This window comes from Marinobacter sp. Hex_13 (genome assembly GCF_001566815.1).
GTDB classification, from domain to species: Bacteria; Pseudomonadota; Gammaproteobacteria; order Pseudomonadales; family Oleiphilaceae; genus Marinobacter; species Marinobacter salarius.
Genome location: NZ_LSMM01000025.1, coordinates 54,692 through 69,877, shown reverse-complemented (window position 1 = coordinate 69,877; position 15,186 = coordinate 54,692). Strand labels below are relative to the sequence as shown.

13 protein-coding genes are annotated in these 15,186 nt (G+C 58.0%); 3 read left to right on the top strand and 10 right to left on the bottom strand.

Translation table 11 applies throughout. The features are described from left to right. The 10 genes from gcl to AXW11_RS05745 all read right to left on the bottom strand — a co-directional run. Positions 1-1,248: glyoxylate carboligase (gene gcl / locus AXW11_RS05790; protein WP_286791996.1), on the bottom strand; the 1,248-nt coding region annotated here is incomplete at its 3' end. Positions 1,249-1,358: 110 nt separating this feature from the next. Further along, entirely contained in the window at positions 1,359-1,856 is a 498-nt protein-coding gene (locus AXW11_RS05785; protein WP_041334478.1) for an ureidoglycolate lyase, read from the bottom strand. Positions 1,857-1,876: 20 nt separating this feature from the next. Continuing rightward, on the bottom strand, positions 1,877-2,713 hold the full coding sequence (locus AXW11_RS05780; RefSeq protein ID WP_258955217.1) for a bifunctional allantoicase/(S)-ureidoglycine aminohydrolase: 837 nt from the start codon (positions 2,711-2,713) through the stop codon (positions 1,877-1,879). Between the two features lie 11 nt (positions 2,714-2,724). After that, positions 2,725-3,675, bottom strand: a complete 951-nt coding sequence (gene puuE, locus AXW11_RS05775) for an allantoinase PuuE (RefSeq protein WP_091643379.1) — start codon at positions 3,673-3,675, stop codon at positions 2,725-2,727. Positions 3,676-3,785: 110 nt separating this feature from the next. Continuing rightward, positions 3,786-5,024 carry a urate hydroxylase PuuD gene (locus AXW11_RS05770; protein ID WP_091643377.1) on the bottom strand — a complete coding sequence of 413 codons (1,239 nt, stop codon included), beginning with the start codon at positions 5,022-5,024 and terminating at the stop codon, positions 3,786-3,788. Between the two features lie 50 nt (positions 5,025-5,074). Then, entirely contained in the window at positions 5,075-5,428 is a 354-nt protein-coding gene (gene uraH / locus AXW11_RS05765; RefSeq protein ID WP_075195336.1) for a hydroxyisourate hydrolase, read from the bottom strand. A 76-nt stretch (positions 5,429-5,504) separates the two neighbouring features. Then, a complete protein-coding gene (locus tag AXW11_RS05760; protein ID WP_091643374.1) occupies positions 5,505-6,263 on the bottom strand; it encodes an outer membrane protein OmpK in 759 nt (252 codons plus the stop codon). A gap of 66 nt (positions 6,264-6,329) precedes the next feature. Then, the gene (locus tag AXW11_RS05755) at positions 6,330-7,706 is read right to left on the bottom strand and encodes an NCS2 family permease (RefSeq protein ID WP_369810916.1); all 1,377 of its coding nucleotides are present in this window, start codon (positions 7,704-7,706) and stop codon (positions 6,330-6,332) included. A 231-nt stretch (positions 7,707-7,937) separates the two neighbouring features. Then, positions 7,938-9,239: a guanine deaminase gene (gene guaD, locus AXW11_RS05750; protein ID WP_091643371.1), complete on the bottom strand. Its 1,302-nt coding sequence runs from the start codon at positions 9,237-9,239 to the stop codon at positions 7,938-7,940. Between the two features lie 190 nt (positions 9,240-9,429). Further along, on the bottom strand, positions 9,430-10,119 hold the full coding sequence (locus AXW11_RS05745) for a TetR/AcrR family transcriptional regulator (protein WP_075195340.1): 690 nt from the start codon (positions 10,117-10,119) through the stop codon (positions 9,430-9,432). 280 nt (positions 10,120-10,399) lie between these two features. Between AXW11_RS05745 and xdhA the strand changes: the two genes are divergently transcribed. Genes xdhA through xdhC form a run of 3 tightly spaced genes read left to right on the top strand, consistent with a single transcriptional unit; the run spans position 10,400 to position 15,181 of the window. Beyond that, complete coding sequence (xdhA, locus tag AXW11_RS05740; protein WP_091643369.1) at positions 10,400-11,959, top strand: xanthine dehydrogenase small subunit; 1,560 nt, start codon at positions 10,400-10,402, stop codon at positions 11,957-11,959. Further along, positions 11,952-14,318 carry a xanthine dehydrogenase molybdopterin binding subunit gene (gene xdhB, locus AXW11_RS05735; protein ID WP_091643367.1) on the top strand — a complete coding sequence of 789 codons (2,367 nt, stop codon included), beginning with the start codon at positions 11,952-11,954 and terminating at the stop codon, positions 14,316-14,318. Before xdhA ends, xdhB begins: the two co-directional genes overlap by 8 nt. After that, the gene (xdhC, locus tag AXW11_RS05730; RefSeq protein ID WP_075195343.1) at positions 14,303-15,181 is read left to right on the top strand and encodes a xanthine dehydrogenase accessory protein XdhC; all 879 of its coding nucleotides are present in this window, start codon (positions 14,303-14,305) and stop codon (positions 15,179-15,181) included. The genes xdhB and xdhC overlap by 16 nt, the downstream gene beginning before the upstream one ends. The last annotated feature ends 5 nt before the right edge of the window (positions 15,182-15,186 follow it).

Here is a 15,186-nt window from a genome sequence, read left to right as displayed (position 1 = left end):
ACCGCAGTTGATCCAGTGCCGCGGCTTGTACACGTGCAGGAACTGGGCTCCGGCGATCTGGGACAGACCAATGGCGGTCACGTACCGGACATTCTTGCCGAACACCTTGTTCATCTCTTCGTAGACGCGCTGCGGCTTGACCGGCACGTCGTCGAAGTGAGTCTTGCGCAGCAGTGTCTGCTTGCGCTCCTGGCATTCCCGGGCCCAGGCTCCGCGATCCTTGAGTTTGCCTTCGGCGCGCCACTCCTTGGCCACGGTAATGAAGAGTTCCAGCGCCGCCTTGGCATCAGAGACAATCCCATAATCCGGCCCGAAGATACGGCCGATCTGGGTGGGCTCGATGTCAACATGAACAAACTTCCGGTCCTTGGTATAGGCCTCGATGCTACCGGTGTGCCGGTTCGCCCAGCGATTACCAATGCCCATCACGAAGTCGGACGCGAGCATGGTGGCGTTGCCATAGCGATGGGACGTCTGGAGCCCCACCATGCCGGCCATCAATGGATGGTCATCGGGAATCGTCCCCCAGCCCATCAAGGTCGGAACAACGGGAACCCCCGTAAGCTCTGCAAACTCAACCAGAAGGTCGCTCGCATCACTGTTGATAACGCCGCCACCGGCAACCAGCAGGGGCTTGTCAGCCTCGTTCAGCAAGTTCAGCGCTTTCTCGATCTGCGCCCGTGAAGCCGACGGCTTGTAGGCAGGCAACGATTCGTAGGTGTCCGGATCAAATTCGATCTCGCTCATCTGTACATCGATGGGCAGGTCAATCAGAACGGGACCAGGACGGGAGCTGCGCATCAACTGGAACGCCTGCTGGAACGCCCGCGGCACCTGGGCCGGCTCAAGGACGGTCACCGCCCATTTGGTCACCGGGCCGGCGATGGCCTGGATGTTCACCGCCTGGAAGTCTTCCTTGTGCAGCTTGCTGCGCGGCGCCTGCCCAGTGATGCACAGAATGGGTATGGAGTCGCCCGTGGCAGAGTACAGCCCGGTGATCATGTCGGTGCCGGCAGGCCCTGACGTTCCGATGCAGACACCGATGTTGCCTGCTTTTGTGCGGGTGTAACCCTCTGCCATATGAGAGGCCCCCTCCACGTGGCGCGCAAGGACATGGTCAACTCCTCCAACCTTGCGCATGGCGGAATAGAACGGGTTAATCGCCGCTCCGGGCACTCCAAAGGCAATGTCGATACCTTCTTTCTTCAAAACGTGAACAGCTGCTTCTGCTGCGGTCATGCGAGTCATGGTGTTTCCTCCGAAGTAAGGTTGTTCTTGTATTCGAGGCGAAGCTCGTCCCGGCGCCTGAAACGTATGTGCACCGTCGGTAAAGGTTGAATGGAAATTCAGCCGGTAGATCAGTCAGATAGGTCGAGGAGCACACGCACCTCCATTCCGTACTCGTCGCAGTTGTTCCCCGAGCCGCCGCGATCGATAACCAGGAATTCGCCTTCCCGATCCAACACCGACTGCACGGCGTGCCAGGTACCCGCGCGGTAATTCACTCCCTGGAAACCATCGGTGACAAAGGCGCGAACTTCATCAGGGCTGATCGTGTCGCCTGGGGGTGCGACAACAACCAGGAATCGCTCCTCGTGCAGAGGCATAAAGGCCTGGCTGCCTTGCGGGTGGCGCTCCAGGAACGACAGCTCCAGCGGTAACGTCACCGGCTGGCTGACAAAAATACTCACCAGAACCCGCGCCTCATCACCGAGCAGCTCCACTTTCGCCAGATCATGGTGGCGCTGGGTACGCCCCGCATTGATGGGAAAGGAGTCAGCCGTGCGCCGGTCAATAACATCCCCGAATTCGGCGAATGCCTCCGGGCTCAACGGTTGTGCTTTGAGTTCCAGCATAAAAATGTCCTCGTCTCAGCTCAGCGCGAACCGAATCCGCTGAGTTTCATGTGCCGGTTCACGTCCTTGTAAAGCAGGTAACGGAAAGGTCCCGGCCCGCCGGCATAACACGCTTGCGGGCAGAAGGCGCGAAGCCACATGTAGTCACCCGCCTCCACTTCAACCCAATCCTGGTTGAGGTGATAAACCGCCTTCCCTTCCAGCACGTAAAGGCCATGTTCCATCACGTGGGTCTCGGCAAATGGAATAACTCCGCCGGGCTGGAAATTGACAATGTTGACGTGCATGTCATGGCGAATGTCCTGCGGATCAACAAAACGTGTTGTCGTCCAGCGCCCCTCGGTTCCCGGCATCTCGGTGGGCGTTATGTCCGTCTCATTGGTGACAAAAGCCTCAGGCACATCAATACCGTCCACATGCTCGTAGGCTTTCCGCACCCAGTGAAAACGCAGCGGCGCATCGCTCTCGTTAAACAACTGCCAGGACGAACCCGGCGGGATAAAGGCATAGCCGCCCTCTTGCATCCGGTGTTGTTGGCCGGCAATGGTCAGGGTCATCTCGCCTTCAACCACAAACAGAACCCCCTCCGCGCAAGCATCCAGCTCTGGTCGCGAGCTGCCGCCCCCAGGGGACACCTCCATGATGTACTGGGAGAACGTTTCGGCGAATCCAGACAGCGGGCGTGAAAGCACCCAAAGCCGGGTTTTTTCCCAATGTGGCAAGGCACTGGCGACGATATCCCGCATCACGCCCCTGGGAATGATGGCGTAGGCTTCAGTAAAAACCGCACGATCAGACAACAACTGGGTCTGAGGCGGATGCCCGCCAGCGGGAGCGTAATACGTAGGTTTGTTCACAGATCGATTGCTCATTGCTGCTCCTTGGATGAGAGCGGGTGGTGGTGCTCGGCCCAATGGCGAGCGATATCCACACGTCTCGTAACCCAGACACGATCATGGGCTTCTATGTGATCGAGGAATCGTTGCAGGGCCCGAAAGCGCCCCGGCCGGCCAACCAGCCGACAGTGGAGACCAACGGACAGCATTTTTGGCGCGTCCTCACCCTCTGCATAAAGCACGTCGAAGGCATCCCGTAAATACTGGTAAAAGTCCTCTCCGGTGCCGAAGCCTTGCGCTGAAGCGAAGCGCATGTCGTTTGTGTCCAGGGCATAAGGCACCACCAGGTGGTTGTGCATCTCGCCCTGGCTATCGTACTGACGGGTCCAGAACGGCAGGTCGTCCCCGTAGTAATCGCTGTCGTAGAGAAAGCTGCCTTCGTCCAGCACCAGACGGCGCGTGTTCTCGCTGTCGCGACCGGTATACCACCCGGCCGGTTTCTCACCGTATAAAGCCTCGAAGATCTCGATGGCCCGGCGCATGTGCGCGCGCTCTATACCTTCCGGAATATTCTGGTAGTGAATCCAGCGCCAACCGTGACAGGCAACCTCGTGCCCCAGCTCTTTAAACGCATGGGCAAGCTCGGGGTGTCGCTCAAGGGCCATCGCCACGCCAAATACCGTCAGCGGCATGCCGCGGCGCTGAAACTCCTTCAGTACCCGCCATACCCCTGCCCGCGAGCCGTACTCATAGATTGACTCCATGCTCATGTGCCGGCTTGGGTAGGCCTCGGCCCCGGCGATTTCGGACAGGAACTGCTCCGAATGCGTATCGCCATGCAGGACGCAGTTCTCCGCACCTTCCTCGTAATTGAGAACGAACTGCACGGCAATGCGTGCCCGGCCAGGCCAATTTGCATGGGGAGGCTCAGAACCGTAACCAATCAGGTCTCGGGGGTAATGGTCTGGATTAGCCGGGTTCATCAAGCAACTTCCTTCTTCCAATCCGTTTGGCAGGCCGTTGGTACCAGCTCGCCCTCAATATGAATTGTATACTTAAATATACTATATTGTATCCAACATGAACGCAACACTCATTCACCCCAGTTCTTGATGATTTCGCGTTCTTCTTCGGTCATGTTCGTGGCGTTGCCCAACGGCATGTATCCGTTCGCCACAACCTCCTGGATCTTGGCCTGATGGCTGAGGATCTGATCAACCGCATCAAACGCAAATCCCGCCGGCGGAGCCGAAAACGCCGGGTTCTCAGGTTGCTTCGAATGGCATCCCGCACAGTGCTGTTCAATGGTCGCGCCCACGTTGGCAGCAAGGGGGGATTCACTTGTCTCATGCGTCGTCGTATTGGGCTCGGCGTTTGCCTGAGCCGTTGCCACCTGGGACTCTCCCGTGGGCGCGGCCACCCAGAACGTCAGCAGGATCAGCACACCACCGGCCAGAAGGTAGGAAGGTTGGGTTTTCCCCGCATGCATCAGCACAAAGAACTGGCGGATAACGGCGCCGGCAAATATGAGCAACGACATGACCAACCATGCCTGAGCCTCTGTATAGGCGAAGGCGTAGTGATTACTGATCATCAACAGAACGACGGGAAGCGTGAAGTAGGTATTGTGGACAGAGCGTTGTTTGCCCCGCTTGCCATCAATCGGATTGGGCTCCTCGCCCGCCTTCATGGCATCGACCATGCGGCGCTGGCCCGGAATGATCCAGAAGAAAACGTTCGCGGACATGGCTGTCGCCATGACAGCACCGGTCAGAAGGAACGCAGCACGGCCAGCAAACAACTGAGTGCTTACATAGGCGACAATGACAAGCAGCACCCCCACCGCAATACTCAGAATGCCGTCGCGCTCCATGTTGGGGCTTATGCGCTTGCACAGCTCATTGTATACAACCCATCCGAATACCAGGAAAAGCACCGCCGCAACGTTGGCCTGCCATCCACTTAACTCAGCAGCCCACTGCCAACTGCTATTGGTGTTCACCAGGTAGAAGCCTGGGTTGACCATGTAGAGAATAACGAACAGCGCGAAACCCGACAGCCAGGTGGTGTACGATTTCCAGAACGACCAATGCAGGTCGGCAGGCAAGGTACCCGGGCTGGTGGCGTACTTTTGGTTGTGATAGAAACCGCCCCCATGCACGGCCCACATCTCACCAAAAACCCCCTTCTTTTTGCAGTTTTCGTCCTGTGGCGGCTTGAGGCTGTTATCCAGCATCACGAAGTAGATTGACTCACCAATCCACGCAATCGCCGCAATCACATGCAGCCACCGCAACATGAAATTCACAAAATCCAGAATGTAAGCTTCCATTAACCTGTTCTCTTGTTCGCACTGTTGTATTGATGACTGACCATCTCGACTCAGCTACCGCGGTAGGTGGAGTAGCTATAGGGAGACAGCAGGAGGGGCACATGAAAGTGCTGGGAGGCGTCAGCCACGCCGAAACGCAATGGGATAACATCGAGAAAGCGCGGTTCGTCAGCCTCTACGCCCTGGCGACGGAGGTAGTCACCAGCGTGAAAGACCAGCTCGAACTGGCCTTCGGTAAAGGCCTCACCTTCAAGTATCGGGGCATCGCAACGGCCATCATCATTAGTGGTGACTTCTTTCAGCAAGGTGCGCGATTCACCCTCCAGTCGGTAAACCTCAATACGAATACCCTGTCCGGGGCGTCCCAGCGAAGTATCCAGTACGTGTGTGGTAAGGCGTCCCATAAAGTTCTCCAGTCATGTGATGGCAGCTGGACCGCTGAAACCAGCGGCCCAATGGATCCGATGATGATAGCGCGGGTCAGAAGTGGAACTTGACCAGTGCGCTAACAGCGTTCTCCGTATCTATGTTTGGGCTACCGAATTTATTACGCCAGTACGAGTACTCTATACCGGCATACAACACGCCAGCCTCTCCCGTGAAATGACCAAGGTCGAGTTTGAACTGCGGGTTGATGTACAATTCCGCACTCTGAGCACCGCTTACGCCCGATGAATAGTCGATAAAACCGTCAAAGAGAAACGCCGCGCTGCCCAGTTCGAACGGCACCCCCCATGTTACGGTCAGCTGCCAGTCGTCCGGCGTGTCGAACGCGGTGTTGTTTTCAACATAGTAGGCATTGGTGTTGAAGTATTGGAATCCAGGGATGTCCCAGCCCAATCCAAGACCGTACATGTAGTTGTTCGCCTCTACCCCACCATCGAACTCATACTGGGTTGCCAGGTAGACGTCATTAACCGGCCCGAAGCCCAGATCCTGGCCGCTTAGCCAACTCAGGCTCAACCGGGGCGCGAACTCCCCATAGGTGGAGTCAGCGTTACCGGAATCCCCCTGAACCTGATAGCGGTCAATGAAGAAGAACGTATCCCCCCAGTTGTGGGCGGTCACGTTTTCAAAGGTAAACACGGTCGCGGACTCTTTTTGAGAGCCAAAGATTTCATAGTCATCGCTATAAAGCAGCGACACACTGGAACTGCCGAAGAACTTTTCAGCGTGAACAACCGGAACAAACGCGGTGAAAACGCACGCCGCCAGCAGGATTTTTTGCAACAGTTTCATTTTTACTACCTCTCGTTTTGTTGTTTTGGGGTAAAACCTCGGGTTCGGGTCAACCGTGTGCCTTGATCACAGGAAGGCGAACTTGGCGATGAAGATGACACAGAGAACATACAGGCTGACGGATACTTTCTTCCTCTGCCCGGTAAGCAGCTTCAACGTGGCATAGGTAACGAAGCCCAGCGCAATGCCATTGGCGATGGAGAAGGTCAGCGGCATCATCACCACAGTAATGATGGCCGGAATGGTGTCGGTGATGTCCTTCCAGTCGATGTGGGCCATTCCACTCATCATCAGCATAGCGACGTATATCAGTGCGCCTGAGGTCGCGTAGGCCGGGATCATTCCCGCAAGAGGTGCAAAGAAGGTTGCTAGCAGGAATAGCACGCCGACAGTGACGGCCGTCAGACCAGTGCGACCACCCGCGGCTACGCCTGAAGCGCTTTCAACGTAGCTGGTTACCGGCGGGCAACCCACAAATGAGCCCAGGACACTGGATGTACTGTCCGCTTTAAGGGATTTGGAAAGGTTTTCTATCTTGCCGTTCTCGTCAACCAGGTTTGCACGATGAGCCACCCCCATCAGTGTTCCCGCGGTGTCGAACATGTTCACGAAGAGAAACGCGAGCACAACGCTGATCATTCCCACGTTCAACGCACCCGCAATATCCATCGCCAGCCAGGTTGGCGCCAGGCTGGGAGGGAGCGACACAACACCGCCATACTCCACAAGCCCCATACTCCAGCCGATCCCCGTTACAATGAGCATGCTCAACAGGATGGCGCCAAACACATTGCGGTGGCTAAGCACCGCGATCAGCAAGAAGCAGATGGCGGCCAGTAGTGCCGAAGGCTCACCAAAAGACCCCATCGTCACCAGCGTCGCGGGGCTGTCGACGACAATGCCCGCCGTCTTCAGGCCAATGAGCCCGAGAAACAGACCAACCCCTGCCCCCATGGCAAAACGCAGGCTCATCGGAATGCTGTTAAGCAGCCATTCGCGGATTCGCGAGAGGCTCATAATCATAAACAGGATGCCGGAGAGGAAGACCGCGCCAAGGGCAACCTGCCAGGTATAACCCATTTCGCCAACGACGGTGTAGGTAAAAAACGCGTTGAGCCCCATGCCCGGCGCCAGTCCCACCGGCCAGTTGGCGTAGAACCCCATGAGCAGGCAGCCAAGTGCCGCCCCCAGACAGGTGGCGACGAACGCAGCACCATGATCAAGGCCGGCCGCAGCCATAACATTGGGATTAACGAAGATAATGTAGGCCATGGTTACGAAGGTGGTCAGGCCTGCTATCAGCTCAATCTTGACTGAGCTTCCATGCTGACGGAGCTTGAAAATGCGCTCGAGCCAGTCCGTTCTCGCTAACGCTCCGAGCGAGCGCTTCTGCTGATCGATGTTTTCCACAAGGTATTCCTCATCATTGTTGTTTTCTATCACCCAGAGCAGAGCCCTTGAGGCAGGTGATGGCTGGTTTGCCATATCGGCATTTCCTGACTTATCGGTCAGGACCACAACTCCGATTATGCTTTTGTATACAACAATTGCAACAAAATTCTTATAACGATTGTGCACAAGAAAAAAGAAGGACCCGAAGAGGCGTGGTAGAAAGATTCTGGACCGAGGGTGGGCGCGCCCATCAGCGGCAACGGGCAGCCCACCAGTGGCACGCTATCGGCGGTGAACGGACATGCCCGCGCTGAAGGTTTCCTTCACCACGCGGTCATCGCCAAGAATCATGAGGGCAAACAGTGTTTCCTCGAGGCTTTTGGATTGCTTCAGGCGGTAACTGATCAGCGGCGTGGCTTCGTAATCCAGCACAACAAAGTCCGCTTCTTTCCCGGCCTGCAGGCTGCCAATCCTGTCATCCAGGTAGAGGGACCGGGCTCCGCCGAGCGTTGCAAGGTAAAAGGCTTTGAAAGGATCCAGTTTCTGCCCCTGCAGCTGCAACACCTTGTACGCCTCGTTAAGGCTTTGAAGCTGGGAAAAGCTGGTACCCGCCCCTACATCCGTGCCCAGGCCAACGCGAACCCCATGGGACTCCAGGTGCGCCAGGTCGAGCAAACCACTGCCAAGGAAGAGGTTCGACGTCGGGCAAAAGGCAACCGCAGAGCCAGTGTCGCCCAGCCGCCTGCACTCGTCGTCATGCAGGTGAACACCGTGTGCAAACACTGACCGTTCACCAATCAGGCCATGGTGGTCGTATACATCAAGGTAACCATCCCGCTCAGGAAACAGCTCTTTAACCCACTCAATCTCCTGTCGGTTCTCGGAAATGTGGGTGTGCATGTACAAGCCCGGGAATTCCTTGAAGAGCTTACCCGCCAGCTCGAGTTGCTCATCGGAGCTCGTCGGCGCAAATCGGGGCGTCACCGCATAGGACAAACGGCCCTTTCCATGCCAACGCTCAATAAGCTCCTTGCTGTCCGCATAACCGGATTCCGCTGTATCCACCAAATAGTCAGGCGCGCAACGGTCCATCAGCACCTTGCCCGCAATCATCCGCAGGTTCAGCCTGGAGGCATGTTCGAAAAAGGCATCCACCGACTGCTTATGGACGGTTCCGAAGACCAGGGCCGTCGTTGTCCCGTTTCTCAACAGTTCACGGAGGAAGATCTCAGCCTGGGCATGAGCGTGCCGTGAATCATCAAACTGTCCCTCGCAGGGAAAGGTGTAGGTTTCCAGCCAGTCCAGCAACTGGGAGCCATAGGAGCCGATGATTCCCACCTGCGGATAATGGATATGGGTATCGACGAAGCCCGGGGTTATCAGGGCATCCTCGTAGTGAACGACCTCGACTTCAGGAGACAGTGATGGCAACAGGCTCTCGGCCGTGCCTATCTCGACGACCGTGCCGTCCTCGACCACTAACAGGCCATCTTCAAAATACTCGTAGGAACGTTCCGCACCCACCACGCCCGGGTCGGCGATGCAGTGGAAAACAGAGGCACGGTAGGCTTTGCGCTGGGACATGGTCACTCTCGTCAGTCTTGTTGTCGCATTGGTATTGTTGGCGACGATTGGATTGCGTGTCTCAGGGAAATTTAAACAGGATTGGTAGCCTGGTCAATAAAAAACTGACCAACAAGTCAGGAAATTTTCAAGACCGAACGCCATTGAAGGCATACGACGGGCGGTATGCCAGGCATTCCGGAGTCAGGCGTTAAGGCTCGGCGAGGCCACAACCGCGCAGGATGACAGACGTCAGGAAATCCGCAGCGTGCTGAAAGTCACTTTCGGTGTATTCGCTCTTGTCCTCAATCGCGAGGATCTGGACCTGGAAGTCAGCGTAGTGTTGCGTGGATGACCAGATCAGGAGGATGAGTTGCACCGGATCAACGGGCGCCATTCGCCCCGCGTCGATCCACTGCTGAATCACACCCGCTCGCGCCTGCACCCACTCACGCATGGTCGTAGACAGATGGTCCTTGAGGACCGGCGCCCCCTGAATGATTTCCAGCGCAAACAGGCGCGATGCCAGGGGGTGGGTCCTGGATAGCTCTACCTTGGCGTGAATAAAACTGGCCAGGGTCGTGGCGGGGTCATCTTCTGGCTGTATCTTCGAGAACATCTCGTTCCACCGCCCCATGATGTCATCCATCAACGCGTAGTAGATGCGTTTTTTATTGCTGAAATAGTAAAGCACGTTGGATTTCGGCAGCCCCGCCCTGTCCGCAATCTTCTGAACGGTGGTTGCCCCGAAGCCGTTCTGGGAAAACTCCTTTTCCGCGGCCATCAGAATACGCTCGCGATTGCGCTCACGGATTCGGCCCGGACGCACTTTCTTGCGCTTGCTGCCTGATGACGTTGTTCGCTTCGTTTCGGGGGAGTCTGGTTCGATTTGACGGGTCATGGTGTCGAGTAGCTTCAGGTTGGAACGTCGAGGCTCCGACGATAGCCGATCTCTGTGCGGCAATCAAAGGAATAGTCTTTACACAAAAAACTGGACTATTTGGTCAGGAAATTGTAAAAAGAATAACGGGCCCATGTGACTTTTGGCATCCGTGATGCGGCATCGCCTGTGCAACTACTGAAATCAATCAAGGGCTTACGCCAATGACTCTGATGCTCAGTCTTAAACAAAGAGAAAAGCAGAAAGAGACAGGCGCAAGTGCAGAAGAGCGGGAAAATTTGTGATCAGATTCTACTTGAACGGCCAACTACAAAAACTCAACCAAGTCGACCCGAATCTAAGCATCCTCGACTGGCTGCGCACCAGGAAGCGACTGACAGGCACCAAGGAAGGCTGCGCATCGGGTGACTGCGGGGCTTGCACCGTGGTGATCGGATCGCCCGATCCTGAGCAGTCCGGGCAACTCCGCTACGACAGCGTGAACAGCTGCATCGCGCTCGTCGGAAGCCTGCATGGCAAACATCTGGTGACCGTCGACGCGCTAACCCAGGAGCCAGCTCACCCGGTACAGAAGGAGATGGTGGAGTGTCACGGAGCCCAGTGCGGCTTCTGCACACCAGGCATCATCATGTCGCTGTTTGCCCTGCATACAGAAAGCGCAGCGAACGGTTCCGTGCCCGACGACGACGCCTTATTGGAGGCGCTGTCCGGCAACCTTTGCCGCTGCACGGGTTACCGGCCAATCATCGAGGCCGGGCGTCGGGCTTGCGTGCAAACGTGGGAACCCGGCACCGGTAGCGCGGTTCTGAGCCGAAGCAGTGCGCTCAGCGGCCCGGATGGCGCGGCTCCGAACAACCCCGCGCCGGGCCTTAGCGGCATAGCCTGGCTGCAGAACCCCGAAATGATCGCCGACCTGTTAAGCGTACAGAATACGGCTGGCGAACTCACCGACGATCACGGCTACCGATACGATGCGCCAGCCACTCTGGACGCGCTTCGTGGACTATGCCGTCAGTTTCCCAAGGCAAGGTTGATTGCCGGCGGCACCGACCTGTCCCTTGAAATCACCCAACAGCTCAAAGACCTTGATCACCTGATCGGTCTGAGTGGCATCAAGGAGCTACAGGAGATCCACGAGGACGAAGACGGGATCTATCTCGGAGCCGGAGTGACCTACCGCGCCATGTTCCATAAGCTCGAGGAGCGTTGGCCGCACTTCGGGCCGATGCTGGAGCGCCTGGGTTCACGCCAGATCCGCAACCGCGGGACTGTTGGGGGCAATATCGGGAACGCTTCGCCAATCGGCGACATGCCGCCCGCACTGATTGCGCTGGGCGCAGAGCTCGACCTGGACAGCGTTGATGGCACCCGGCGCCTGCGCCTTGAGGACTTCTTCCACGGCTACAAGCAGACCGACCTCCAGCCTCACGAATTCATTCGGGGAACCTGGATCCCCAACCCGGCACCTGACGAAAAGCTGTTCATCTATAAAGTCTCCAAGCGCATTGATGACGACATTTCGGCAGTGCTGGGTGCCTTTTGGCTCAAGCGCGACGGCGACACAATCAAGGACTGCCGACTGGCCTTTGGCGGGATGGCGGCAACGCCAAAGCGGGCCAGTGGTGCTGAAGCGGCGCTTCGAGGCCAGCCCTGGAATGCAGACACGGTTGCGGCCGCCATTGCCGCACTGGAACTCGAATTTGAACCCATGACAGACGTGCGGGGGTCCGCAGCCTATCGCCTGCAAGTAGCCGGCAACCTGCTGCGCCGCGCGTTTTTGGAGAGCACTCAAGACACCACAACAACAAACCAGCCCCTCATGGTGACTGACTATGCGTAAACTACCTCCCAATATTCCGCGGCCCACCACAACGGCGAAAGGGCTGACAGGCACCCAGGCATTTCATGACAGTGCCTGGAAGCACGTTCGTGGACAGGCCCGCTATATAGACGACCTCCCCGAGCCCGCAGAACTCCTGCACGCGGCCGTCGGCCAGAGTACGCACGCCCACGCCCGTATCACCGCCATGGATCTCAGCGAGGTTTGGGCCTACCCCGGCGTGGTTTCGGTCATGACCGTCGAGGACGTGCCCGGCCATACCGACATCGGGCCGGTCTTTCCCGGCGATCCGGTTCTGGCCGGAGATGTGGTCGAACATGTGGGCCAGCCGCTGTTTGCCGTTGCGGCAACGAGTCATCGCGCGGCCCGCCAGGCGGCCCGACTTGCGAAAGTCAGCTATGAGCCCCTTCCTGCCGCGTTGACCGCGGAGGCAGCGCTTGATCAGCAGTTGTTCGTGCGCCCCAGTCATACCCAGCTGAGGGGCGACCCGGATAAAGCGCTTGCCGAAGCGCCGAATCGCCTACAGGCCCAGATGCATGTTGGCGGACAGGAGCATTTCTACCTGGAAGGACAGGCGTGCCTGGTAGAGCCTACCGAAGACGCGGGCGTGTTTGTTCATACCTCCAGCCAGCACCCCTCCGAGGTGCAAAAGCTGGTGGCCGAAGTCCTTGACCTCCCCATTCATGAAGTCCAGGTGGAAGTACGGCGCATGGGTGGCGGCTTCGGCGGCAAGGAAACCCAGGCCGCACCGCTGGCCTGTATCTCGGCCCTGCTTGCCCGACGCACCGGGCGGCCCGTTAAATACCGGATGGCGCGCTACGACGACATGGTACAAACGGGCAAGCGACACGACTTTTTCAACACCTATGACATTGGGTTCGACAACGAGGGTGTGCTGCGGGGGGCCGACATCATGGTGGCTGGACGCTGTGGCTTTTCGCCCGACCTGTCCGATGCCATCGTCGACCGCGCCATGTTTCATTCCGACAACGCCTATAGCCTGGGGCAGGCGCGTGTTGTTGGCCACCGCTGCAAAACCCATACGGTTTCCAATACCGCCTTCCGAGGCTTCGGTGGCCCCCAGGGCATGATGATCATTGAGCGGGCAATGGACGATATCGCCCGCCATCTCGGCATGGACCCGCTGGATGTGCGCAAGCGCAACCTGTACGGACCTGGCCGCGATGTAACCCACTATGGTCAAATCGTCGAGCAGCACGTTTTACCGGACCTGATCGACACGCTCGAGGCCAGCTCGGACTACCGTCAGCGTCGTACCGAGATTTCCAGGTTCAACAAAGAAAACTCAATCCTGAAACGGGGTTTGGCCCTGACACCGGTGAAGTTCGGCATTTCATTCACGGCCAAACACCTCAACCAGGCCGGTGCACTGGTGCACGTTTACACCGATGGCAGCATTCACCTCAATCACGGCGGCACCGAAATGGGCCAGGGGCTTTACATCAAGGTAGCCCAGGTCGTAGCCGCAGCCTTCCAGGTAGACCTGGACCGGGTAAAAGTGTCCGCGACCCGGACCGACAAGGTACCCAACACCTCACCAACGGCTGCCTCCTCGGGCACTGACCTGAACGGCATGGCTGCCCTGGATGCCTGCGAGAAAATCAAGCAGCGCCTGGTCGAGTTTGCCGCCGAAACCTACGGCGTGAGCGCGGACTCGGTACGGTTTGAAAACAACCAGGTCAATGTCGGTGAGCAGCAGTTCGGCTGGGCGGAGTTCGTGCAGCAGGCTTACATGGCGCGGGTTTCGCTGTCTTCCAACGGGTTCTACAGTACACCCAAGATTCACTATGACCGAGAAACCGGTCAAGGCCGGCCCTTCCTGTATTACGCCAACGGGGCTGCCTGCGCAGAGGTGGTGGTTGATACCCTCACCGGAGAGTACAAGACCATGCGGGTGGACATCCTTCACGACGTGGGGCAGTCGCTGAATCCGGCCGTGGACATTGGCCAGATTGAAGGCGGCTTTGTTCAGGGCATGGGCTGGCTCACCACCGAAGAGTTGGTATACAGCGACGAAGGCCGACTGTTGTCCAACGGCCCGGCGACCTACAAAATCCCGGCTGTGTCAGACGCGCCACCGGATTTCCGGGTGGCCCTGCTGCCTCACAGCCCCAACCGGGAAGCCACCGTATTCCGTTCAAAGGCTGTGGGCGAACCGCCACTCATGCTGGGCATGGCAGTATGGTCTGCCCTGCGTGACGCTGTTTCGAGCGTGTCGGACTATCGCTACAGCCCGCCCCTGGACACGCCTGCGACACCAGAGCGGGTGCTCCAGGCTGTCACAGCAACCGAGCGCTGGGTAGCAGCGCAGGGGGAACCGTCATGCAAGAACGCCTGACCTGGATCCAAGCCGTTGCTGACTGCGAACGTCGCGGTCAGCCCTATGTTTTGGTCACGGTACTGGGCGTAACAGGCTCGGTACCACGGGAGCCGGCCAGTAAGATGGTCGTCACCCGGGAACACAGCTACGACACCATCGGCGGCGGCCACCTGGAATACCGGGTGATCGCCCGCGCCCGCGAGCGCCTGGCAAACCACGAATACAGCTACGAGCTGGCGCACTTCCCTCTGGGTGCCAGCCTTGGACAATGCTGTGGTGGTAGCGTGGCGGTCCTGCTGGAGGCCCAGTCCGGAGGCGATGCCCGCCTTGTGGTCTTTGGTGCGGGTCACGTCAGCCATGCCCTGATGCGTATCGTGGGTGATTTGCCCTGGCAGATCACCTGGGTCGACTCCCGGCAGGAATGTTTTCCGGACAGGACGCCCGACAACACCACGGTTCATTGCACCGACGACCCAGTTGGGGACGTCCCCGAACTGTGCAGCAACGCCCATGTACTGATTCTGACCCACAACCACGCACTGGATTATGACCTCTGCCAGGCGCTGCTGAAACGGGACGATGTGCGCACGATCGGCCTGATCGGTTCGCAAACCAAGGCGGAGCGTTTTCGCCAACGCCTTGCTCACCGCGGGTATACCGAAGCCGATATCGACCGCATCCGGTGCCCCGTCGGGCGCAGTGACATCCCGGGTAAGCGGCCCATGGAAGTCGCGGTGTCCATTTCCGCCGAGCTTCTTAGCCTGGTCGCTTCCGACACGGCCGAGAAACCATCAAAACGAGGCCTCTCCTGGGGGGCTCTCAAAGCGCTTACGAAAGAAGTTAAGCCTAACGAGGTTGAAGTCGCGGGCCAGAAAACGTAACCCAG

What these genes read in the sequence shown, in the direction of transcription:
- AXW11_RS05785 (WP_041334478.1), bottom strand. Translation starts at nt 1,856, where the DNA reads ATGCTGGAACTCAAAGCACAACCGTTGAGCCCGGAGGCATTCGCCGAA.
- puuE (WP_091643379.1), bottom strand. Translation starts at nt 3,675, where the DNA reads ATGAACCCGGCTAATCCAGACCATTACCCCCGAGACCTGATTGGTTAC.
- AXW11_RS05770 (WP_091643377.1), bottom strand. Translation starts at nt 5,024, where the DNA reads ATGGAAGCTTACATTCTGGATTTTGTGAATTTCATGTTGCGGTGGCTG.
- uraH (WP_075195336.1), bottom strand. Translation starts at nt 5,428, where the DNA reads ATGGGACGCCTTACCACACACGTACTGGATACTTCGCTGGGACGCCCC.
- AXW11_RS05760 (WP_091643374.1), bottom strand. Translation starts at nt 6,263, where the DNA reads ATGAAACTGTTGCAAAAAATCCTGCTGGCGGCGTGCGTTTTCACCGCG.
- guaD (WP_091643371.1), bottom strand. Translation starts at nt 9,239, where the DNA reads ATGTCCCAGCGCAAAGCCTACCGTGCCTCTGTTTTCCACTGCATCGCC.
- AXW11_RS05745 (WP_075195340.1), bottom strand. Translation starts at nt 10,119, where the DNA reads ATGACCCGTCAAATCGAACCAGACTCCCCCGAAACGAAGCGAACAACG.
- xdhB (WP_091643367.1), top strand. Translation starts at nt 11,952, where the DNA reads ATGCGTAAACTACCTCCCAATATTCCGCGGCCCACCACAACGGCGAAA.
- xdhC (WP_075195343.1), top strand. Translation starts at nt 14,303, where the DNA reads ATGCAAGAACGCCTGACCTGGATCCAAGCCGTTGCTGACTGCGAACGT.